The sequence below is a fragment of the Streptomyces tibetensis genome (genome assembly GCF_040647715.1).
GTDB classification, from domain to species: Bacteria; Actinomycetota; Actinomycetes; order Streptomycetales; family Streptomycetaceae; genus Streptomyces; species Streptomyces tibetensis_A.
The window spans coordinates 135,876-155,873 of sequence record NZ_JBEZCR010000003.1 but is presented as its reverse complement, the minus strand read 5'-3'; the positions used below and the strand labels follow the sequence as shown (position 1 = coordinate 155,873).

Genomic DNA, 19,998 nt, shown 5'->3' with positions numbered 1-19,998 from the left:
GGCCCAGGGGCCCCTTTCACCGCGCCCGCCCGTGCCGGGCGCCCATGGTGAAAGGCCCCCTCAGCCCTCGACCCGGATCCCCCACTGCGCCGCCAGCACCGGCGCCAGATCCAGCAGCTGCGCCGTGCTGATCACCGCCCCCGACAGCCGGTCCAGGCCCCGGCTGATCTCCAGGGACGCGGCGCCGCGCAGGTCGACGTCCGTGAGGGTCGCGGCGTGCAGGTCGGCGCCCTTCAGCGCGCAGTCCACGAACTCCACGCGCTCCAGGCGGGCCCCGCCGAAATCCGGCTCGACCAGGACGCAGCCCTCGAAGACGACGTCTCTGAGCCGGGCCGCGCGCAGGTTCGGATAGTCGAACTTGCCGCCGCGGATCAGCACCCGCTCCAGCACCGCCCCGTGCAACTGCGGTCCGCCGAGCCGGGCATCGGTCAGCTCCACGTCGCGCAGGGTCGCCTCGGCGAGGTCGGTGCCCACGCCCCGGACGCCGGTGAGGGCCGAGTCCAGGAAACGGGCGTGCCGCAGCCGGGTCTCGTCCAGCGCGCAGCCCGTCAGGGCGCAGTCCATGAAACGGGCGCCCGACCCGTCCTGCCCGGAGAGGCCGGCCTCCCGGAACTCCAGCCCGTCGTAGTCCCCGTCCGGCTCCAGCCCCCCGCCCCCGTACGGCTCCAGCACCGGCAGCCGCACCTCCGGTCGCCGCGCGCCCTTCACACCCGTACCGCCCGCCGCTCTCCTCGCCATGCCCCCATGCTGCACCCCGCCGCTGACAACGCCCCTGACCTGCGCGGACACCGGTGATGTCACATTCCGGCGCCCTGATCGGTCGTACTACGGAGAGGCACACCACCAGACGAACACCACCAGGCGACCCCCACTCCCGAGGGAGATCCCAGCCATGCACCGCATCACCGTCATCGGCGGCGGCTTCGCCGGACTGACCGCGGCCATCACCGCTGCCGAGGCCGGCGCCAAGGTCACCCTCCACGAGGCCCACCACACCCTCGGCGGCCGGGCGCGCACCGCCGACGGCCCGTACCGCACCAACGAGGGTCCGCACGCCCTCTACAACGGCGGTCCGCACTGGGCCTGGCTGAAGCAACGCGACCTCATCGGCCCGCTCGCCCCGCTCCCTCCCCTGGAAGCGGCCCGGCTCCGGCTGCGGCACCAGGGCGTGCTGCGCCGCACCCCGCCCTTCGCGATGCTGAAGCTGCTGCGCCGGACGGGCCGGCAGGCACCCGTCGACGCCGACTTCCTGACCTGGGCGACGGGCATCGCGGGCGAGGAAGGGGCCCGGGCCGCCGCGAACTACTCGGCGGTCGCCCTGTTCCACCACGACCCCGGGTCGCTGTCGGCCGCGTTCGTGCAGGAGCGGCTGCGCCGGGCCACCAAGCTGCCGCCCGAGGCGCACTACCCGCGCGGCGGCTGGGCGAGCCTGGTCGACCGGATGGCCGCCCGCGCCTGGAACCTGGGCGTCCGGATGGAGACCCTGTCCCGCGTCGACTCGCTGCCCACCGAGACACCCGTCGTCGTCGCCACCTCCCTCGACGCCGCCCGCCGCCTGCTCGGCGACGACTCCCTGACCTGGCCGAGCGGCCGCACCGCCCTGATCGACCTGGCCGTGCGCACCCGGCGCGGGGACGCCTTCGCGGTCTCCGACCTGGACGCACCGGGCTGGCTGGAGCGGTTCACCGCCCAGGACCGCAGCCTGGCCCCGGCCGGGGAGCAGCTGATCCAGGGGCAGATCCCCCTCGCCCCGGACGAGTCCAGGGCCCACGGCACCGCCCGCGCCGAGCAGCTGCTCGACCTCGGTTTCCCGGGCTGGCGCGAGCGGCTCACCTGGCGGCGCGAGGCGGTGGCGAACGGCCGTACGGGTGCGGTCGACCTGCCCGGCACCAGCTGGCGCGACCGGCCGGCCGTGGACCGGGGCGACGGGGTCTACCTCGCCGGAGACCAGGTCGCGGCGCCCGGAGTGCTGTCGGAGGTGTCCTTCAACAGCGCCCTGACGGCGGTCTCCCTGGCCCTCGGCCGACGCGAGCTTGACCTCAAGCAAGCTTGAGGTTGAAAGCTGGTCGCATCGAGCCTCCGTCAGAAGAAGCGAATGTTCCTTCAGCGGAACCGCACGCCCACCAGAGGAGCTGTCATGCACGCCATCCGCCTGCACCGCTTCGGCCCCGCCGAGAACCTCACCTACGAGCAGATCGAGGACCCCCGGCCGGGCCCCGGGCAGGTGCGCATCGCCGTACGCGCGGCGGGCGTCCACCTCCTGGACGCGGCCCTGCGCGAGGGCATGCCGGGCGGCCCGGCGAAGGAGCCGGCGGCCCTGCCCACCGTCCCCGGCCGCGAGGTCGCCGGTGTCGTCGAATCCCTGGGCGAGGGCGTCGCCGGGCTGTGGCTCGGCAAACGGGTCGTCGCCCACCTCGGCTTCGTCCCCGGCGGCTACGCCGAACTGGCCGTCACCGAGGCCGAGCGCCTGCACGAGATCCCCGGGAACCTCGACTTCGCCGAGGCCGTCGCCATGATCGGCACGGGCCGTACGGCGATGGGGATCCTGCAGTTCGCCGACCTCGGCCCCGACTCCGTGGCCGTCGTACCGGCCGCCGCCGGAGGCATCGGCACCCTCCTCGTGCAGTACGCCAAGAACGCCGGGGCGACCGTCGTGGGCCTCGCGGGCGGGCCGGAGAAGACCGCGCGTGTGCAGGCGGGCGGCGCCGATCTGGCCGTCGACTACAAGGACCCGGCCTGGCCCGCGAAGGTCCGCGCCCATCTCGGCGGCCGGACCGCGACCGTCGTCTTCGACGGCGTCGGCGGGGACATCGCGCGCGAGGCCGTCGCCCTCCTCGGCCCGGGAGGCAAGCACATCGTGTTCGGCTGGTCCGGCGAGGGCATCCGGGACGGCGGCCCCTACCTCGTCGACGGCGTCTCCGAGCAGGTCCTCGGCCCGGTCATGCTGGGGAAGACCGGCGGGCCCGATCCCCTCCGCACCCTCGAGCTGCGCGCCCTCGCCGAGGCCGCCGCCGGTCGGCTCACCCCGGCCGTGCAGCGCTTCCCGCTCGCCGATGCCGCGGCCGCGCACCGCGCCCTGGAGACCCGCGGCACGACCGGCAAGGTGGTTCTGGAGCCATGACCCGACACCCACCAGCGGCGACGGTTGCGCGGATGCAGGCCGCCCCGATCCGTGGTCTTCTGACCAGATGAGTGTCACCCGGACAGGCGGGGACGGCCCTCCCCTGGACACCGACCCGCGCCGCTGGTGGGGCCTGGTCGTCATCGCCCTGGCCCAGCTGATGGTCGTGCTCGACGCGACCATCGTGAACATCGCCCTCCCCTCCGCACAACGCGACCTCGGCATGTCCGACGGCAACCGGCAGTGGGTCATCACCGCCTACACCCTCGCCTTCGGCGGACTGCTCCTGCTGGGCGGCCGGATCGCCGACCTGGTGGGGCGCAAGCGGACCTTCGTCATCGGGCTGGTCGGCTTCGCCGCCGCCTCCGCACTCGGCGGCGCCGCCACCGGAGCGGGCATGCTCTTCGGCGCCCGCGCCCTCCAGGGCGTCTTCGCAGCGGTGCTGGCCCCTTCCGCGCTGTCCCTGCTGACGACGACCTTCACCGACCCCAGGGAACGGGGCAAGGCCTTCGGCATCTACGGCGCCCTGGCCGGCAGCGGCGCCGCGCTCGGTTTCATCGTCGGCGGCCTGCTCACCGAGTACCTGGGCTGGCGCTGGTGCCTCTACGTCAACGTGCCCATCGCGATCGCCGCCGTACTCGGCGCCCTCGCCCTGCTGCACGACCGCCCCGGCCACGCCGGCGCCCGCCTCGACGTCCCCGGTGTCCTGCTCGGCTGCGGCGGCCTCGTCGCGATCGTCTACGGCTTCAGCGAGGCCGAGTCCCGCGGCTGGACCGACCCGTGGGTGCTGTCGCTGTTCGCCGCGGGCGCCGTCCTGCTCGCGGTGTTCGTGTGGTGGCAGTCCCGGGCACCCATGCCGCTGCTGCCGCTGCACATCATCCGCGACCGCAACCGCGCCGGCTGCTTCCTGACCATGGCACTGGCCGTGATCGGCATGTTCGGCCTGTTCCTGTTCATGACGTACTACCTCCAGGCCGTGCTCCTGTACTCCCCCGTCAAGACGGGCCTGGCCTTCCTGCCCCTCACGGCCGCGATCATCATCGGCTCGACCCAGATCTCCGCCCGGCTGCTCCAGCGCGTGCCGCCGCGCATGCTGATGGTCCCCGGCATGGTCCTGGCCGCGACCGGAATGGTGCTCCTCACCCAGATCACGACGCACTCCTCCTACGCCTCGGAGATCCTGCCCGCGCTGCTGCTGCTCGGCCTCGGCATGGGCCTGACGTTCATGCCGGTCTTCGCCACCGCCACCGCGGGCGTCGCCCCGCACGACTCGGGCGTGACGTCCGCGACGGTCAACACCTCGCAGCAGGTCGGCGGCTCCATCGGCACGGCCCTCCTCAACACCATCGCGACGACCAGCACCGCCACCTACGTCACGGCCCGCCTCACCAACCCGTCGGACCGCACCCGGGTCGTCCGCGAGGGTGTCGTCCACGGCTACACCGTCGCCATCTGGTGGGCCGCCGGCATCATGCTGCTGGCCGGGCTCATCGCGGGCCTGATGGTGACGACCAAGGCCCCGAAACACGGCGCACCGACCGACGCACCCGTGCCGGAACCGGTGACCTGAGGGACGGGGAGCCCCAGCAGCACGGCGGCAGCTGCGGCGAAAATTCGCATGCCCGCCCCGGCACGCCCCACTACCGTGCCGGATGTGATCGACATTCCCAGGGAACTGGCTGCATCACAGGAGAAGTTCAACGGCGAGGCGGGCCGAGCCTTCATCGCCGCACTGCCGGAGCAGACGGCCCGCTTCCTCGGCCTCTGGGACCTGAAGCCCGACGGCCCCCCGATGCACGGCGTCTCCGCCCTGGTCGTGCCGGTCGTCCGGACCGCCGACGGCACCCCGGCGGTCCTCAAGCTCCAGATCCTCGACGAGGAGAGCGAGGGCGAACCGGTCGCGCTGCGCGCCTGGGACGGCGACGGAGCCGTCCGCCTCCTCGCCCACGACGAGCCCACCGGCACCATGCTGCTGGAACGCCTCGACGAGAACCGCATGCTGTCCCACGTGCCGGACACCCACCAGGCGGTGGTCACCATCGCCGAACTCCTGGCCCACCTCACGTCCTTCCCGGCCCCGCCCGGCATGCGCGGCCTCGGCGACATCGCCCGGGCGATGCTCGACCGGACCCCCTGGGCGCTCGGCCGCGTCCCCGCCCCGGAGACCCGCCGCCTCGTCGCCGACCTGGCCGCCGCCGTCCGCGAGGTCGTGGACGAACCCGGCGACCGGCTCCTCCACTGGGACCTGCACTTCGACAACGTCCTGGCCTCCGACCGCGCCCCCTGGCTCGCGATCGACCCCAAACCCCTCGCCGGCGACCCCGGATTCGAACTGTGGCCCGCCCTCGACAACCGCTACGACCCCGAGGACATCCTCTGGCGCTTCGACGCCATGACCGACATCCTCGCCCTGGACCGCGACCGCGCCCGGGCCTGGACCTTCGCACGCCTCCTCCAGAACACCCTGTGGGACATCGAGGACGGCCGCCCGGTCGACGACGGCCAGCTGGAGATCGCCCGGCGCCTGGGAAGAGCCGGATCCCGAGCACCCCGGCGTGGACGATGAACGGCGCCCCGTCGATTCCGAGCCGCTCGCTGGGTATGGCGTCCACATGACAGACGCTTCCACCGTGGTCCCCCTGATCACCGGGCTGGGCGGGGCCGTGATCGGGGCCGCTGCCGCCGTCTGGGTACCGATGCGTCAGCGACGGCATCAGTCCCGGGACGACGAGCGGGCCTTCCATGAGCGTCTCCTACGCGAGGAGATCAGCCGGCTGACCCGACTGCGGACCACGGGGCGGGCCTGGTTCGACGTCCTGCTCCGTGCTCACCAGAGCCTCGAAGCGGGCCAGGACGTCGACGTGAACCGCTTCGACGACGAGATCAGAAGGACCAGCCTGGGAGCGGCTGCCGCGGGCTACCAGCCACCGACGCCGGCGGCGGACCCCTCCCAGGAAGTGGACAGTCTCTCCGCGCAGATCTTCGACCAGCTGCAGGACCTCACATGGGAGATCCGAGCGCAAATCGTCCGCAGCCCCGGCACCGGAGAAGACGCCCCTGACTTCTCGAGGCGGATCGACCACATCAAGGACCTCCGAGCGGCACTCAACGTGCGACTCCTCGAACGAATCGAGGAGCTCTCACGGCACTTGTCGCCGCGAGGCCCGACGAGCTGAGGACCCACGGCAGACCCCGCAGCCGCAACGCCGAAACCCCAGGTCAGAAGACACCTGACCCGGGGTTTCGAGTGAGCCCCCTGTCGGATTCGAACCGACGACCTACGCATTACAAGGTCTATAGCGCTCTCAGGATGACCAGCGGAAAGACCCTCACAGGCCGGTGACCTGCGGATTTGGCATCCCGCTAGATCCCAAGTAATCCCGGCTGATCCCGTTCTCACGTGTACGGAATGTGTACGAGAACGGGGCGGCCCCGGGCGGTGCTCGCAACACCACCACGGGGCCTCGGCCGGATCCTTCGCAGACAAGGAACCCGAGCCATGCAGGACAACGTACAACCTCTCTTCCTCAACCCCCCGGCCGTCTCCGACGGTTACCGTCGACCGGACCCGCTCGAGGCCGCGCTGCTCGCTGCGTGGAACGCGGGAGAGCCCGAGGAGATCGGGCCCCAGGACGACGCTCCGGCCGCTGACGTGCCGCAGGTGGACGACAGTGACGCCCTGGACGAGCAGTGCACCGGCGACCGCAGGGCGAGGCCGATTCGCCTCCTGGCCCGCGCCTGCCAGAAGTACGGCCTGCTCCTCGAGTTCATCAGTCCCGCGTTCGGTGTTGCGCTGACCGGCGTTGACGTCTCACGGCCCGAGGTCCGGACGGTCGACGGCGTCGCCTCCTACTTCCTGCCCGCGCGCTGGGACATCGTCGACGCTCTCCACCGGCTGCCTGCTGCCCTGCGCCTCGCCAACGGCCAGGGGGTGCAGCTGTGAGCACCGAGCACCGCACTGCGATCGTGAAGGTCTTCGTCACCAAGCCGCTCGAGATCGAAGAACCGGACTGGTGCGCCGGCCACCGCGACGACCGCGCGGAGTTCAAGGCCGACATCACGCACCACGGCCGCGAACACGTCCTCGAGGTGGGCGGCTTCCCGCTGTTCCGCGCGATGCTCGCCCAGGCCCCCTACTCGCAGCACGCGCCGTCCGTGCCCGCCCTGTACGTCGAGCAGTTGGACCTCACCGGCTCGTACACGCCGGACGAGGTCGAGGACCTGGCCGACGCCCTCGTAGAGGCTGCCGCGCGCCTGCGCGCCCTGGGCCGTGAGCTGGACGCCGTCCTCGAGGAGGAGGGCCGGTGAAACGTGACCCGCTGCTCTGGGTCGCCACGGCGGCCGTGCTCACCGTCCTCGCCTCCGCCGAGTACGAGCTGGCCCGCGCGTGCGGCTTCGGCCTCTACGTGGCGGCCGGGGTGCCGGCGGCGCTGGACGTGTATGCCCTCGCCGCGCTCCGGGCCCGCCGGGACGTCCTCGCGGTCGTCCTGTCCCTGATCGCCGTGAACGCGGCGAGCCACCTCGTCGAGGTCGGTCTCCTGCCCGTCTCCGTGGCGCTCGTCGTCGCCGTCTCCGCGGTCGCCCCGCTCGTCCTGTGGCGCGTCCACCGACTCTCCGAGCTCCAGCCGGAACCCGCGGCGGAACCAGTTCCGGCCGTGGCGGAACCCGCGGCGGAACCAGCGGAACCGATCACCGTCGAACGCGCCCCAGAGCCCGTCGACGTGACCCCCGTGGGGCCCGTCCTCGGCCCCTGGACGCCCGTGGCGGAACTCGCGGGCGGAACTGGCGGAACCGAGGGCGGAACCGGCCCTGACCTGCTCGGCGATCACTTCGCGGCCGTGCGCGCGGCGATCGGTGAGACCCCGGCGGAACCGGCACCGGAACCAGTTCCGCCCGTAGTTCCGCCGAGCGGAACCGGCGCCGACGACCTCGAGACCATCGACAGCCAGAACACGACGTTCGATGCCCGCGTGGCGACCGTGCGGCACTGGCTGGAGACGGAACCGGAACTGACCGGCAGCGAGATCGGCAAGCGGCTCGACGTGAGCGACGGCTACGGCCGGCGCCTGCTCCGCACCGCCCGGGGCGACTGATGCTCCTCGCCGTCTGCTTCGCCCTCGCCGCCCTCGCGGCCCTCGTCGGCCTCGTCCTGGTCGACATCCGCACCGTCCCGGCCGTCACCGGAACCTGCGCCCTCGTGCTCACCTTCGCCGCGCTCGCCGTGGCCATGTACCGCTGAAGGAACCCCTCGTGAACTACGTGACGTTCGGCGGCGTGACCGTCGGCCTCTGCCTCCTCGGCTACGAACTCACCCTCTGGTGGCCCGGCCGCAAGGCCCTGAAAGACCCCGTCAAGCACGCGGCCAGGCTCCTGCCGTTCCTCGCCTCCTGGTGCTACGGCTGCCTCACCACCCTCGGTATCGCCGGGCTCATCGGCACCGCCTCCAGCAGCGTCCTGGGTCTGTCGAACTGGCTCGGCGACGCGGCCCTGTTGTGGGGCGTCGGCGAGCAGCCCGGCCAGCTCGCCGCCCGAGAGACCTTCACCCCGCTCTCGGGGCCCGGGGCGTGCCTGGTGCTGATCCTGACCGCCGTGTTCATCGCCGCCGTGAAGAAGGCCGGCGACGGAACGAGCGGCGAACTCAAGCGGGGCGCCTGGTGCGGGATCACGCTGGGCACCTCCGCGGGGGTGGCCGGGTTCGCCGCGGTCCCGCTCGCCCAGGCCGTCAACGCAGTCGCCGACAGCGTCTACCGGACCGTGTGATGGGCGCCCGCACGAACACGACCGAGGAGCCGTCCCGGGCGGCCGGCGGGTGCGTGCTCGTCGTCCTCGGCTCGGTGGCCGTGGCCGCCGCGTTCGCCGTCGACGAGGCGGTTGGCGTGCTCGGTGTGGCGGCCGTCGGATGGGTGGCTCTGTGGCGCTCGGCTCGGCGCATGTCCGTTTCGTCCGCCACTCCCCCACCGCCCCTCACGGCCCCCTCTGGGGACGAATACGCAGTTGAGAGCACGCGTGTGCGCGAAGTGCGGCAGGGCCCGGGGGAGGGGATGACGATCTTTCCTGTCATCGAGTACGTCACCGACCCGGACCCCGCCGAGGAGGTGACGTCATGATCCGTCGACTCCTCGCCGCGGTCCTGCGCTACGAGCAGCCGCCGCTCGACTACTGCCCCAACTGCGCCGGGCACTACCCGCCTTCGCACTTCCCCTGCGTGTAGTCCGCGCACGGCAACGGCCCCCGTCCTCGAGGACGGGGGCCGTTCTCATGCCCGGCCCGGTCGCGCTACGGGGGGATCGTCAGCGGCCGGACCGGTGTCTGCCGTGGCACGTGCAGCCACACCGCAGGGTCATGATGGGCGCCTCCCACGACGGAGCGCCGGGGCGCCGGATCACCCGGGGGCCGGCGCACAAGCGGCACTCGTGGCGCTGGCACTCCGGGGACTTCTCCGGGGCGCTCATGCCCGGTCGGCGAACGGCACCAGGCGGTGCTCCTCGCGGCACGGCCCGCACGCGTACTGCACGCCGCCCGACCCGGAGCCCTGCTCGATCACGTCGATGAGCCGCACGTCGTCGGCGAAGCGGTTGTGCCAGCTGCAGAAGCCGTAGCTCGTGGGGGTGCCCGCGGTGGCCTCGGTCTGCGTACTCTCGTTCACGTCGACTCCTCAGCAGTCGTCCACGCCCCCGAACCCTGGCCGGTTGCGGGGGCTTTTCCGCTGGTCGGACGGTACCGCTATATGCCACTACAGGGCACCCCATACGGCCACATGCCGCCACCTACGGGTGCCGGGCGCGGGGTGCCGCCCTACGTTCCGGAGCATGAGCGAAGACCCGTTCGTCTACGTCTACGTGCGCGTCGCCAACGAAGTGGAATCCGAGATCCGATCCGGTCGGCTCCCGCACGGTGCGCGCCTGCCGAACGAGCGGGACATGGGCGCCCAGTACGGCGTCGCGCCGGGCACCGCGCGCCGGGCCGTGCAGGAACTCCGCGACCGCGGCCTGGTCGTCACGCTGCCGAACAAGGGGACGTTCGTCGTTGCCCCCGACGAGTCCCAGTGAGCAGACAGCGGTGAAGGGGAGCCGGTAGACCCCCCTTCACCGTTCTGTGCAGCCACGCGCAGAGCTGACAGCGCCGGGACCCACGGCGGCCGGCCGAACGACCGGAACTCCCCTTCCCCGGCCCTGATCGAAAAGCCCTGATTCGCGGGCACGGGATTTTCCCTCCCCGGCGGGTGACCTCCGGGCCCCGGGGGGAGTCACCCCCCAGGGGTGGGCCGCTCGTCCGTCGGGGAGGGCAGCGCTCGCGGTGGCTGATTGGGCCGTTCCTGTGGTCGTCGTGCAGCTGCTCGGGCATGACCGAGGCCCGCCGGTTGCGAGGTGGCCGGCGGGCCTGTGGGTGGCGCTGGTCGGGTCTGTGCGGGAAGGAGGCCCGCTAGGGTTTGGCCCGCTCTCCGTCCATGGCTCCCCGCTCGTCACGGGGTGGCTTTGACGCCGCGGTGGTTGGTCATGCGGCCGGCGGAAGGTCCGGCGGGTCGATGGGCTGTCCGTCCGGTCCGGTCGGTGTCAGGTCGATGGTGATGACCGTGCCGTTCGGTCCGGCCTTGAGTCGTCGTCCTCGCGGCATGGGCGCCTGGCCGTCGACGGCCTGGCCGTCGGTCATGGCGCTGTCGGACCACAGCGGCCGGCCTTGTCCGTCGCGAGGGAAGTGCGGATAGGTTCCGTCCTCGCCCGGGTCGAGTGCGTCTGTGGTCATCAGTCGTTCCCCTTGGCGTATGCCTCGCGCTCGTCGTGCAGGCGCTCGGTCTCGGCGGCGGCGGCGTCCTGCCCCATGTCCTCGATGGCACCGATGATGGTGTCCCAGAGGATGGTGGGCTCCCGGTAGTTGAGGAGGGGGACCTGGGAGCCCTGGGGGTCCTCCCGGTACCGGATCGCGTCGGCGGTGGAGCGGATGGCGTTGCGGCGGTGCCAGGTGGCCCGCATCCGGGCCCAGGCGGACCATACGGGGTCGTTCTGGAGGGCCTTGAGGAAGTCGGCGCGGGCCTGCTGCTCCTCGGCGCGCAGCTGCTCGTCCAGGTCGGGCCAGGCGGCGAGGAGTCCGCGGTCCCAGTCGGCGCCGCGGCCGGCCTGCCGTTCGGCTTCAGCAGCGCGTGCGGCTTCGAGCTCGGAGGTGACCTGGTCGAGTTCGGCGGTGGGCTTGGCGGCCTGGGCGCGCAGCTTCTCCGCGCGGGCTTCGAGGGTGGCGATGGTGTCGGCCATGGTGGGGCTCCGTTCAGTCGTTGAGGTCGTCGTGGGCGGCCTTGTCGTCGGCGTAGTAACCGAGGGCCATGCGCATGGTGGGACTGATGGTCTCGGCGTACTCCGGGTCCTTCTCCATGCGCTCGATGGCCTGGTCGTACTCCGCGTTGGGCTGGAAGTTGTCGGCCCGGTTGCGGAGGACGTGGGCGCGTCGCTCCGGGGTGAGGCCGTCGGGCAGGTGGTGGTGCGTCGTCATGGTGTGACCTCTCGTCAGGTGGTGCGGGTGGCGGGCCTCATGGCCCAGATGAGTTCGCAGCTGGTGTCTGCGCAGCGTGCGAGGTCGAGGGGTGTGCCGCTGATCTCGGTGTGGCCGACGATGCGGACTCCCCGGATGCGGCGGCAGGCAGGGCAGTAGGTGGTGATCGGCTGTCGGGGAGGCATCGGGGACTCCTACGCCGCGGTGCGGCAGTCCAGGCAGAAGGGCGAGCCTTCGGCGTTCCACTGGGGCCTGGAGCACTGGGCGCACGGGCTCTTGGGGCGGACGTCATCAGAGAGTGGCTGCATTTCAGCGTCCCCAGCGTCCCCAGCGTCCCCCCTGCCTTGTCCTTGCAGGTCAGGGGCGGGGCCCTGGGGGGACGCTACGAAGAGGCCAGCGTTCCCCACAGCGTTGCCAGCGTCCCCCCGGGCGTTGGGGGGACCGCTAGCGTCCCCCCTATAGCGTCCCCCCTGTTCTCCCTGCTCAGGGCTGGTGCCGACCGCTCCGGGGGACGCTGGGGACGCTGTTTCGTACCTTCTCTCCGGTGACGCCGTCAGGGTGTAGAGCCGCTGCTTCTTCGGCTTCGGCCCGCGCTTGCTGTCGTCGACCTCGATGCCGATGGTCCGCAGCGCCGGCGCGAGCCGCTTGAGCTGTCCGCCCGCCCGCGTCGGGTCCTTCGGCCACTTCCGCGGCAGCTTGTCCGGAGCGACCACCCGCTCGAGCAGTTCGGAGGCGGTGAGGGTGACCCCCTCCGGCCCGGCACGGTCGACGAGCGCAACAACGGCCTGGGCGAACGGCTCGCCCTCGAGGACGTCGGCGACCGCGTCGCGGGCGGTGGCCTTGTAGCTCTCGAGGGTGTGCCAGCCCTTCACCTTGTCGACGGCCGCCAGGACCCGCGCGAAGTCGGCCATGCGCGGCCGCTCCTCCAGCTGCACGTCGGGCAGGACGGCCAGGACGTCGGCGAGGAGATCGAACAGGCTGGCCAGAATCGCCGCGTGGGCGTCGGCGTAGGCGGCGTCCAGTTCGGCCTCTTCGCGGCGCCGGCGGTCCGGGATGGTGTGCAGTTCGATGGTCAGCAGACGCTCGGCGAGGTCCCCGGCGAGCGCCCCGGCATCGATGGTGGTCATCGCCAGGACGCGGCGGAACTCGAGGACGACGACGTCGTCGTCGGTGTAGAGCGCACGGTCGACGATGCCGTCTCCGGTGACCGCGCGGCACAGGGCGTCAGACAGCCAGTCGGCGATCACGGACACGTTGTCCAGGCACAGGGCCCAGGAGTTGAACGCCTGCGTGGCCCATGACTTGATGTCCCGCGGCGCGGTCCGCTTCGGTGCGCCGGACGGGTCGACGATGCCGATGACCATCTTCGCGGAGTACGACTTCCCGGTGCCCTGCTCGCCGCGGAACGTCAGGATCGGGTGCGGCAGGTCGGGGATGAATGCGGCGACGAGCCACGCGACGAGCAGCTGGAAGCCCTCGTCATCGGTGTTCAGCATCGCGCGCAGCTTGGCCAGGCCGTCACCGTCACGGACCGGTTCAGGCAGCGGCTTCATGGCACCCGAGCGGCGGAACAGGACGGGTGAGCGTGCGGCGCGTTCCCACCCGGTGGGGCGGATGATGACGCACCGTCCGTCGGCGTCGCCCAGGTCGATGACGATGCCGTCGGCGGAGCGGGCCACGCGGACGTGCGGCACGCGCGGGTCGGCGTCTTGGGCGACGCCTTCCAGCACGGTCATCGCGTCGGCGAGCGCCGACTGGGAGGGGACCGACCCGTCGTGCTCGTCGGTGAAGATACGGGCCAGCTGCGAGCGCAGGCCGGCCTTTCCGCGTAGCGGCAGGGCGATGTTCGCGCCGTCGACCTTCACCCCGTAGGGGCGGCCGTCCTCCGACATGAACAGTTCGTACCGCTCGCGGGCCAGCGCGACGAGGAGGGACGCCTGGGAGGGGCCGCGGCCCTTCTCCACCTCGGTGCCCGTGCTCTCGACGATCTCGCGGGCCTTGTCCTTGCTGTCGGTCACGTGGTGGCTCCCAGTACCGCGCGCCGGGCTGAGGCGATGGTGGCGGCGGCTTCGTTGTCGGGCAGGTCGACCGCCGCGGCGGCCTGGGTGAGCGCGTCGTGCGCGGAGTCGGCGGGGAAGAGGCCGGCGCCCGCGTGCTCGAACGCCCTACAGGCGGCCCAGTACAGGCGGCTGTTGCGCTGCCCCTGGGGAGCGTCGAGGACGACGCGGACCAGGCCGACCAGCGTGCGGCCGCCGGTCACGCGCCCGGTGAAGGGGCGGGCAGGCCGCGGCCGGGTGGTGTCGGCCGTCATCAGCTGCAGCAGCCGCGGCGGGATCGGCTCCACCACGACCTCGTCCGGGTCGGAGGCGAGGGTGTAGAGGCCGGCCGCGCTGCGGGACCCGGGGCCGACGAGGTAGCCGCCGCTGCCACGGACGTCGACGCCGGGGGCGAGGTGTCCGGCCCGGTTGGGGACCTTCACGTCGGCCGGGCCGGACCACCAGGCGTGGTAGCCGCCGGACGGGGTGGCGATGATGACGGTGCGCGGGACCGCGATGCCGTTCCGGGCGGCCAGCTTCCGCAGCTCCCAGACGCCGTCTACGCCGTTCTTCCGGTCGAGGTCCAGGCCGATCAGGTGGTGCGGTGCCCGGCCGCATGCGATGCCGTAGCCGGTGGCGTGCCGGGCGACGTCGAACATGGCCCGGATGCGGTCGGGGTCGTTGCTGGCGTCGTGGATGCCGTGCCCGAGCTGCCCGCACTCGCCCTTGCAGCTGTGCCCCTTGTCGTGGGGCGAGCGGATGGCGGGCAGCTTCCGCACGGACAGGGGGATGACGTGGAAGCCGAGCATGCCGGCGGCGTCCAGGGCGCCGTCGAGGGCGTTCGCCCAGTCGCCGGTGACGCCGGTTGTCTGCCGCGCTACTCTGCTTGCTGGTCCGGTCCTCAGCTGGCCGTCTTCGTTCGCCCCCGTTGCCGCGGGGGCGTTCGTCTTTCCAGTGGTCATGCCGCGGCCCCGCTCTCCCGGGCCTTCAGCCACGCGTCGACGTCCGCGCGCCGGTAGCGGACGCGCGCGGTGCGTCCATCGCCCAGCTTCGTGTAGCGCGGCCCGATGCCCGACCAGCGCCAATTCGCCAGCGTGCGAGGGCTCACCCCCAGCTCTTCGGCCAACTGCCGCGGCGACAGCTTCGCTTCTGCCATCGGTACCCCTTGTCGAGATTTTCTCGTGTACGACTTGCATCATCCCGTGAGTAGCGGTGATGATGGCGAGCGTAACCAGGAAGACCCCGATAGGCAAGATCCGTGATTCTGTCGAGAAAAGCTCGACGGATACCATCCGGATCATGACGACAGGGCGGATTGAGTTGGGACCGACAGGGCGCGCAGTGGCCGCCAACGTGAAGCGGATGAGGGAGGCTCGCGGCCTCACCTTGCGAGCCCTCTCCGCGCGGTTGAAGGAAGAGGGCCGGCCGCTCAGCGCCGACGCCCTAAACAAGATCGAGAACGGGGCGAGCGACGAGCCGAAGCAGATCCGGCGCGTTGACGTCGACGACCTGATGGCGCTCGCCTCGGTACTGGGCGTCCACCCGAACGCGCTCCTTCTGCCTCATACGGCCAGGGAGAGGAACGAGGAGACGGGCCAGCCGGAGACGATCGAGATCACCGGTGGGGGCGCCATCCCAGCGCGGCAGGCGTGGGAGTGGGCGCACGGAATGCGGCCGCTGCAAGGCGACAGCCGCGGTAAGGACTGGCTCAGGTTCCGGCTGGACGCCCTCCCCGAAGCATGGGAGCCGATGCCCGTCGACGAGTACCGGGCATGGTGCGCGCAACAGGCACGGCAGCAGTACGAACGGCTGGTCGGGCAGGTCAGCCCGAAGGACGGGGGGGACGATGGCTAGGGTCTGGATCGAGGACCGCGCGAACCACGCCGACTACCAGGAAGCGCTGGAGCGCTGGCAGGCGGCGAAGCGGGAAGGCTCGAAGCGCCGTGCGCCCGGGCGCTGGCGGGTGCGCTGGTACGGCCCGGACGGCAAGGGCAAGGCCAAGACGTTCGGCAAGCTCCCCCAGGCCGAGGCCGAGCGGGACGCGCTCGCGGCCCGGCTGGACAAGGGCTCTTACCGAGACCCCGCGTCGGGCAAAGCGGCCGTGAAGGTCGTGGCCGAAGAGTGGTTCGCGTCCAAGCGGAAGATCGGCCGGACCACGAAACGGGACTACCGAGACCTGCTCGACAACTACGTGATCCCGCGCTGGGGTGACTGGCAGGTCGCGGCCGTGCAGTGGGAGGACGTCGACGCCTGGGTGACCGAGCTCGAGACCGGCCCCGGGAAGTCCGGACGGCCGATCGGCCCGGCCCGCATCATCAAGGCCTACCGCGTGCTGGCCATGGTCATGAAACACGCCGTCTTCTCCAAGCGCATCAGCGTCAGCCCGTGCCACGACCACGAACTCCCCCGGCCGGACGACGAGGACGAGCACGTCTACCTCACCTTCGAGCAGCTCGAGCAGTTGGCGGCCGCGGCCGGTGAGTACCGGCTGCTGATCCTGACCCTGGGGTACTGCGGCGTTCGGTGGGCGGAGGCGTCCGCGGTGAAGGCCGGCCGCTTGTCCGTCGCCCAGCGGCGCATCCGGATCGTGCAGAACTACACCGACGTGCGCGGCGTCCTGGCGCTGGGGCCGGTGAAGAACCACGAGAAGCGCTCCGTGCCCGTCCCCCGGTCGTTCGCCGACGAGCTGGGCGCCCTTGCCCACGGGCGGAAGGCTGACGAGTTGCTGTTCGTCGCGCCCGGGGGCGGCCCCCTCCGCTACGCCAACTTCCGCTCGAGGGTCTTCGACCCCGCGGTGAAGGCGGCAGGCCTCGAGGGCATGGGCATCACCCCGCACAAGCTGCGGCACACCGCGGCCTCGCTCGCCATCGCGGCCGGCGCGGACGTGAAGGTCGTGCAGACGATGCTGGGGCACAAGGACGCGGCCATGACGCTGAACATCTACGGCCACCTGTTCCCGGACCGGCTGGACGAGGTGGCGGAGCGCCTGGACGTCGGGCGAGAGCGCGCACTGGACAAGCTCCGTGCGTCCCTCGCGGAAGCCGCGTAGGAGAAACCGTGCGTACAAAATGCGTACTGCCCGCCCGGGGGCCTCCCCGGACGAGCAGTAGGTAAGCGGCCTGTGACCTGCCGCTTCATCTCAGAGCCCCCTGTCGGATTCGAACCGACGACCTACGCATTACAAGTGCGTTGCTCTGGCCAGCTGAGCTAAGGAGGCGGGTGCCGTGCAGCGCGTTGCCGCGCGGGAGGGCGGCACCACTGTACACAGAGCCCGTTACGCCGAGCCACGAAGTTCCGTTCGGCCGGCCCCCTGCTCCAGCTCGTAGGCGAACCGATACTCCACCGCCGTCTCGCCGTGCCGTGCGGTGAAACCGCCCTTCCCGGTGAGGCCGGTCAGCTCGCCGCTCCCCGACCCGGGCACCACCTCGAAGGTGCAGTGCACGGTTCCGTCCTCGCCGAACCACCCCCGCTCCTCCACGGCGAAGCTCCCCTCACGGCCGTCGAGGCGGCCGGTGAGGAGTTCCATGCCGCTGAAGGACCCGGTCTTCGCGGTGACGTAGACGATCGCGTACTCGCAGGTCGTCCCCGCCGCCTCGATGCCGCCGGTGAAGGTGTTGCGGACCGATGCGTGGGCGAGACGGGGGTTCGCGTCCTCGCCGGGGGCGATCACGCGTTCCTGCCAGTCGGCGAAGGTGAAGTGGCCGGTGGTGGTGCGGGTGGTACCGGGCATGGGTGGTCCTCTCGGTCGGCTCGGTCGGCTCGGTCGGCTCGGTCGGCTCCGGATGTCCTCGACCCCCAGCCTGGACGCCGTACCTGACATCTCCTGTCAGGTACGGCGCCGTACGCCGCGACAATGGCCCCATGCGCGCGGACCGGCTCCTCTCCCTGCTCCTGCTGCTCCAGAACCGCGGACGGATGACCGCGCCCGAGCTCGCCGCCGAGCTGGAGGTGTCGGTGCGGACGGTCTACCGGGACGTCGAGGCGCTGGGAGCGGCCGGGGTGCCGGTGTGCGCCGACCGGGGGCCCGAGGGCGGCTACCGGCTGGTCGACGGGTACCGGACACGGCTGACCGGACTGACCGACGCCGAGGCCGGTTCGCTGTTCCTCGCCGGGATGCCCGGGCCCGCGCGGGACCTCGGGCTGGGCGCGGTACTGGCCAGCGCCCAGCTGAAGGTGCAGGCGGCGCTGCCCGCGGAGCTCGCCGGGCAGGCACGGCGGGTGCAGGAGCGGTTCCATCTGGACGCGCCGGCCTGGTTCCGGGAGGCCGACCCGGTGCCGTGTCTGGAGGCCGTGGCGGCGGCCGTGTGGGAGCGGCGGGTGCTGCGGCTGCACTACCGGCGCTGGCGCGGCGAGGTGCGCCGGGAGGTGCGGCCGCTGGGGCTCGTCCTGAAGGGCGGCATCTGGTACCTGGTCGCCCTGGCGGAGGAGACCGTACGGACCTACCGGGTCTCGCGCGTCCTGGCCGTGCAGGACACCGGCGAGACCTTCGAGCGTCCGGCGGGCTTCGACCTCGCCGCCTGCTGGGCCGAGTCCTCCCGGCGCCTGGAGGCCGCCCTGCGTCAGGACACCGCCCGGCTGCGGATCTCGCCCCGCGCGCGGCGGCTGCTGCCGATGCAGTTCGGCGCGGCGGGTGTAGATGCCCTTCAGAGCGCGGGCCCGCCCGACGGGGACGGCTGGGTGGAGGTGGAGCTGACCGTCGAGTCGGAGGCGGTGGCCGTGGGCGATCTGCTCCGGCTCGGCACGGAGGCGGAGGTGCTCGGCCCTCCCGGGCTCCGGCAGGCGGTGGCCCGGGCGGTCGCGGTGCTCGCGGACCGTTACGGGCAACCGGAAACCAACACGTCCGGACAGCCGTAACGTGCCGCTTCGAAAATTTCCGCGAAGTTCACAGGCCCGGAACTACTGACAGACGTGTGAACGCCGGGTACCGTCCTGAGCCAGTTCACACGCGTGGACTACACCACGACGGAATCACCGTCGCGGCACCGCCTTCCTACTCGGATCGTCCGGCACGTTCCTGCCGGTAGAAGGGGTTCATTCACCATGGCCACTGTGCAGTTCGACAAGGCGACCCGGGTGTACCCGGGCTCCACCAAGCCCGCCGTCGACGCGCTGGAGATCGACATCGAGGACGGCGAGTTCCTCGTCCTCGTCGGCCCCTCCGGCTGCGGCAAGTCCACCTCGCTCCGCATGCTCGCGGGGCTCGAGGACGTCAACGCCGGCGCCATCCGTATCGGCGACCGCGACGTCACGCACCTGCCGCCCAAGGACCGGGACATCGCCATGGTGTTCCAGAACTACGCGCTCTACCCGCACATGACGGTCGCCGACAACATGGGCTTCGCGCTCAAGATCGCCGGCGTCAACAAGGCGGAGATCCGGCAGAAGGTCGAAGAGGCCGCGAAGATCCTCGACCTCACCGAGTACCTGGACCGCAAGCCGAAGGCCCTCTCCGGCGGTCAGCGCCAGCGTGTCGCCATGGGCCGCGCCATCGTGCGTGAGCCCCAGGTCTTCCTCATGGACGAGCCGCTGTCCAACCTGGACGCCAAGCTCCGTGTGTCGACGCGTACGCAGATCGCCTCGCTCCAGCGCCGCCTGGGCATCACCACCGTCTACGTCACCCACGACCAGGTCGAGGCCATGACGATGGGCGACCGGGTGGCGGTCCTCAAGGACGGCCTGCTCCAGCAGATCGACACCCCGCGCAACATGTACGACAAGCCCGCCAACCTCTTCGTGGCCGGCTTCATCGGCTCCCCGGCGATGAACCTCGTCGAGGTGCCGATCACCGACGGCGGCGTGAAGTTCGGCAAGTCGGTCGTGCCGGTGCAGCGCGACGCGATCGCCGCCGCCACCGACAAGACCGTCACCGTCGGCGTCCGCCCCGAGCACTTCGAGGTGGCCGGCGCGGACGCCGAGCTGGGCCTCGCGGTCACGGTGAACGTCGTCGAGGAGCTCGGCGCCGACGCGTACGTCTACGGCACCGCCAAGGTCGGCGACGACTCCAAGGACCTCGTGGTCCGCGTCAGCGGCCGTGACGTCCCGGAGAAGGGCAGCCAGCTGCACGTCGTGCCCCGCTCCGGCGAGACCCACGTGTTCTCGACGTCGACCGGTGCGCGCCTTTCCGACTGATCAACCCTGTCCGACTGATCAACTCGCAGACACACAACCCCGGGTGAATCACCCAGGTTGACGAGAAGGGCCCCGCGACCTGCCGCGGGGCCCTTCTCGTTGTCGACAAATACCCCGGCAGACCGGACGTTTCGAGCACTGTGCGTCAACGCCCTACCCGGAAAGTGGTCCTTTCTCATCCCCCGAACCGGTGACTAAATGTCTACAAACCATTACCGGGCGCTACCCTCA

General features: G+C 71.6%; 26 protein-coding genes and 1 tRNA gene. 16 read left to right on the top strand and 11 right to left on the bottom strand.

The annotated features are described in order from the left end of the window. Positions 1-60: 60 nt before the first annotated feature. Positions 61-738 (bottom strand): pentapeptide repeat-containing protein, encoded by a 678-nt coding sequence (locus tag AB0B29_RS09370; RefSeq protein WP_362236135.1) that lies wholly within the window; start codon positions 736-738, stop codon positions 61-63. A gap of 154 nt (positions 739-892) precedes the next feature. Here AB0B29_RS09370 and AB0B29_RS09365 point away from each other — a divergent pair, with 154 nt between their 5' ends. From AB0B29_RS09365 to AB0B29_RS09315, 11 genes are all read left to right on the top strand, one after another. Then, positions 893-2,053 carry an FAD-dependent oxidoreductase gene (locus AB0B29_RS09365; RefSeq protein WP_362236132.1) on the top strand — a complete coding sequence of 387 codons (1,161 nt, stop codon included), beginning with the start codon at positions 893-895 and terminating at the stop codon, positions 2,051-2,053. Positions 2,054-2,137: 84 nt separating this feature from the next. Further along, positions 2,138-3,121 (top strand): zinc-binding dehydrogenase, encoded by a 984-nt coding sequence (locus AB0B29_RS09360; protein ID WP_362236129.1) that lies wholly within the window; start codon positions 2,138-2,140, stop codon positions 3,119-3,121. Positions 3,122-3,188: 67 nt separating this feature from the next. Then, positions 3,189-4,691 carry an MFS transporter gene (locus AB0B29_RS09355; RefSeq protein ID WP_362236126.1) on the top strand — a complete coding sequence of 501 codons (1,503 nt, stop codon included), beginning with the start codon at positions 3,189-3,191 and terminating at the stop codon, positions 4,689-4,691. 48 nt (positions 4,692-4,739) lie between these two features. Further along, the gene (locus AB0B29_RS09350; protein WP_436845812.1) at positions 4,740-5,687 is read left to right on the top strand and encodes an aminoglycoside phosphotransferase family protein; all 948 of its coding nucleotides are present in this window, start codon (positions 4,740-4,742) and stop codon (positions 5,685-5,687) included. Positions 5,688-5,733: 46 nt separating this feature from the next. Then, a complete protein-coding gene (locus AB0B29_RS09345) occupies positions 5,734-6,297 on the top strand; it encodes a hypothetical protein (protein ID WP_362236121.1) in 564 nt (187 codons plus the stop codon). Positions 6,298-6,620: 323 nt separating this feature from the next. Continuing rightward, on the top strand, positions 6,621-7,064 hold the full coding sequence (locus tag AB0B29_RS09340) for a hypothetical protein (protein ID WP_362236118.1): 444 nt from the start codon (positions 6,621-6,623) through the stop codon (positions 7,062-7,064). Further along, positions 7,061-7,429 carry a DUF6907 domain-containing protein gene (locus AB0B29_RS09335; protein WP_362236116.1) on the top strand — a complete coding sequence of 123 codons (369 nt, stop codon included), beginning with the start codon at positions 7,061-7,063 and terminating at the stop codon, positions 7,427-7,429. Before AB0B29_RS09340 ends, AB0B29_RS09335 begins: the two co-directional genes overlap by 4 nt. Then, positions 7,426-8,214, top strand: a complete 789-nt coding sequence (locus AB0B29_RS09330) for a hypothetical protein (protein WP_362236113.1) — start codon at positions 7,426-7,428, stop codon at positions 8,212-8,214. Before AB0B29_RS09335 ends, AB0B29_RS09330 begins: the two co-directional genes overlap by 4 nt. Continuing rightward, on the top strand, positions 8,214-8,360 hold the full coding sequence (locus AB0B29_RS09325) for a hypothetical protein (RefSeq protein ID WP_362236110.1): 147 nt from the start codon (positions 8,214-8,216) through the stop codon (positions 8,358-8,360). Before AB0B29_RS09330 ends, AB0B29_RS09325 begins: the two co-directional genes overlap by 1 nt. An 11-nt stretch (positions 8,361-8,371) precedes the next feature. After that, a complete protein-coding gene (locus AB0B29_RS09320) occupies positions 8,372-8,881 on the top strand; it encodes a hypothetical protein (protein ID WP_362236107.1) in 510 nt (169 codons plus the stop codon). Continuing rightward, positions 8,881-9,228: a hypothetical protein gene (locus AB0B29_RS09315; RefSeq protein WP_362236104.1), complete on the top strand. Its 348-nt coding sequence runs from the start codon at positions 8,881-8,883 to the stop codon at positions 9,226-9,228. The genes AB0B29_RS09320 and AB0B29_RS09315 overlap by 1 nt, the downstream gene beginning before the upstream one ends. A gap of 341 nt (positions 9,229-9,569) precedes the next feature. On the opposite strand, the gene AB0B29_RS09310 is transcribed toward AB0B29_RS09315, so the two are convergent. Then, positions 9,570-9,767 (bottom strand): hypothetical protein, encoded by a 198-nt coding sequence (locus tag AB0B29_RS09310; protein ID WP_362236100.1) that lies wholly within the window; start codon positions 9,765-9,767, stop codon positions 9,570-9,572. A gap of 163 nt (positions 9,768-9,930) precedes the next feature. Between AB0B29_RS09310 and AB0B29_RS09305 the strand changes: the two genes are divergently transcribed. Continuing rightward, complete coding sequence (locus AB0B29_RS09305; protein WP_362236098.1) at positions 9,931-10,170, top strand: winged helix-turn-helix domain-containing protein; 240 nt, start codon at positions 9,931-9,933, stop codon at positions 10,168-10,170. A gap of 445 nt (positions 10,171-10,615) precedes the next feature. Here AB0B29_RS09305 and AB0B29_RS09300 read toward each other — a convergent pair whose 3' ends face one another. The 7 genes from AB0B29_RS09300 to AB0B29_RS09270 are packed head-to-tail and all read right to left on the bottom strand — an operon-like array spanning position 10,616 to position 14,794. Next, positions 10,616-10,864 (bottom strand): hypothetical protein, encoded by a 249-nt coding sequence (locus AB0B29_RS09300; RefSeq protein WP_362236095.1) that lies wholly within the window; start codon positions 10,862-10,864, stop codon positions 10,616-10,618. Next, entirely contained in the window at positions 10,864-11,367 is a 504-nt protein-coding gene (locus AB0B29_RS09295) for a hypothetical protein (RefSeq protein ID WP_362236092.1), read from the bottom strand. The genes AB0B29_RS09300 and AB0B29_RS09295 overlap by 1 nt, the downstream gene beginning before the upstream one ends. Before the next feature lie 13 nt (positions 11,368-11,380). Continuing rightward, positions 11,381-11,602, bottom strand: coding sequence for a hypothetical protein (locus AB0B29_RS09290; protein ID WP_362236089.1), 222 nt, complete (start codon positions 11,600-11,602; stop codon positions 11,381-11,383). A 14-nt stretch (positions 11,603-11,616) separates the two neighbouring features. Continuing rightward, on the bottom strand, positions 11,617-11,787 hold the full coding sequence (locus AB0B29_RS09285; RefSeq protein WP_362236086.1) for a hypothetical protein: 171 nt from the start codon (positions 11,785-11,787) through the stop codon (positions 11,617-11,619). Between the two features lie 9 nt (positions 11,788-11,796). Further along, positions 11,797-13,620 (bottom strand): ATP-binding protein, encoded by a 1,824-nt coding sequence (locus tag AB0B29_RS09280; RefSeq protein ID WP_362236083.1) that lies wholly within the window; start codon positions 13,618-13,620, stop codon positions 11,797-11,799. Beyond that, positions 13,617-14,600, bottom strand: coding sequence for a bifunctional DNA primase/polymerase (locus AB0B29_RS09275; RefSeq protein WP_362236081.1), 984 nt, complete (start codon positions 14,598-14,600; stop codon positions 13,617-13,619). The genes AB0B29_RS09280 and AB0B29_RS09275 overlap by 4 nt, the downstream gene beginning before the upstream one ends. Continuing rightward, entirely contained in the window at positions 14,597-14,794 is a 198-nt protein-coding gene (locus AB0B29_RS09270) for a helix-turn-helix transcriptional regulator (protein WP_362236078.1), read from the bottom strand. Before AB0B29_RS09270 ends, AB0B29_RS09275 begins: the two co-directional genes overlap by 4 nt. Before the next feature lie 143 nt (positions 14,795-14,937). On the opposite strand from AB0B29_RS09270, the gene AB0B29_RS09265 reads away from it, so the two are divergent. Together AB0B29_RS09265 and AB0B29_RS09260 are read left to right on the top strand one after the other, a co-directional pair. After that, positions 14,938-15,492 (top strand): helix-turn-helix domain-containing protein, encoded by a 555-nt coding sequence (locus tag AB0B29_RS09265; RefSeq protein WP_362236075.1) that lies wholly within the window; start codon positions 14,938-14,940, stop codon positions 15,490-15,492. Then, complete coding sequence (locus AB0B29_RS09260) at positions 15,485-16,687, top strand: tyrosine-type recombinase/integrase (RefSeq protein WP_362236072.1); 1,203 nt, start codon at positions 15,485-15,487, stop codon at positions 16,685-16,687. The genes AB0B29_RS09265 and AB0B29_RS09260 overlap by 8 nt, the downstream gene beginning before the upstream one ends. Before the next feature lie 94 nt (positions 16,688-16,781). On the opposite strand, the gene AB0B29_RS09255 is transcribed toward AB0B29_RS09260, so the two are convergent. Together AB0B29_RS09255 and AB0B29_RS09250 are read right to left on the bottom strand one after the other, a co-directional pair. Next, a tRNA-Thr gene (locus AB0B29_RS09255) sits at positions 16,782-16,855 on the bottom strand. A gap of 57 nt (positions 16,856-16,912) precedes the next feature. Then, positions 16,913-17,368 (bottom strand): DUF3224 domain-containing protein, encoded by a 456-nt coding sequence (locus AB0B29_RS09250; RefSeq protein WP_362236070.1) that lies wholly within the window; start codon positions 17,366-17,368, stop codon positions 16,913-16,915. A 131-nt stretch (positions 17,369-17,499) separates the two neighbouring features. Between AB0B29_RS09250 and AB0B29_RS09245 the strand changes: the two genes are divergently transcribed. After that, a complete protein-coding gene (locus AB0B29_RS09245) occupies positions 17,500-18,492 on the top strand; it encodes a helix-turn-helix transcriptional regulator (RefSeq protein ID WP_362236067.1) in 993 nt (330 codons plus the stop codon). Positions 18,493-18,678: 186 nt separating this feature from the next. Beyond that, a complete protein-coding gene (locus tag AB0B29_RS09240) occupies positions 18,679-19,767 on the top strand; it encodes an ABC transporter ATP-binding protein (protein ID WP_362236064.1) in 1,089 nt (362 codons plus the stop codon). Positions 19,768-19,998: the final 231 nt, after the last annotated feature.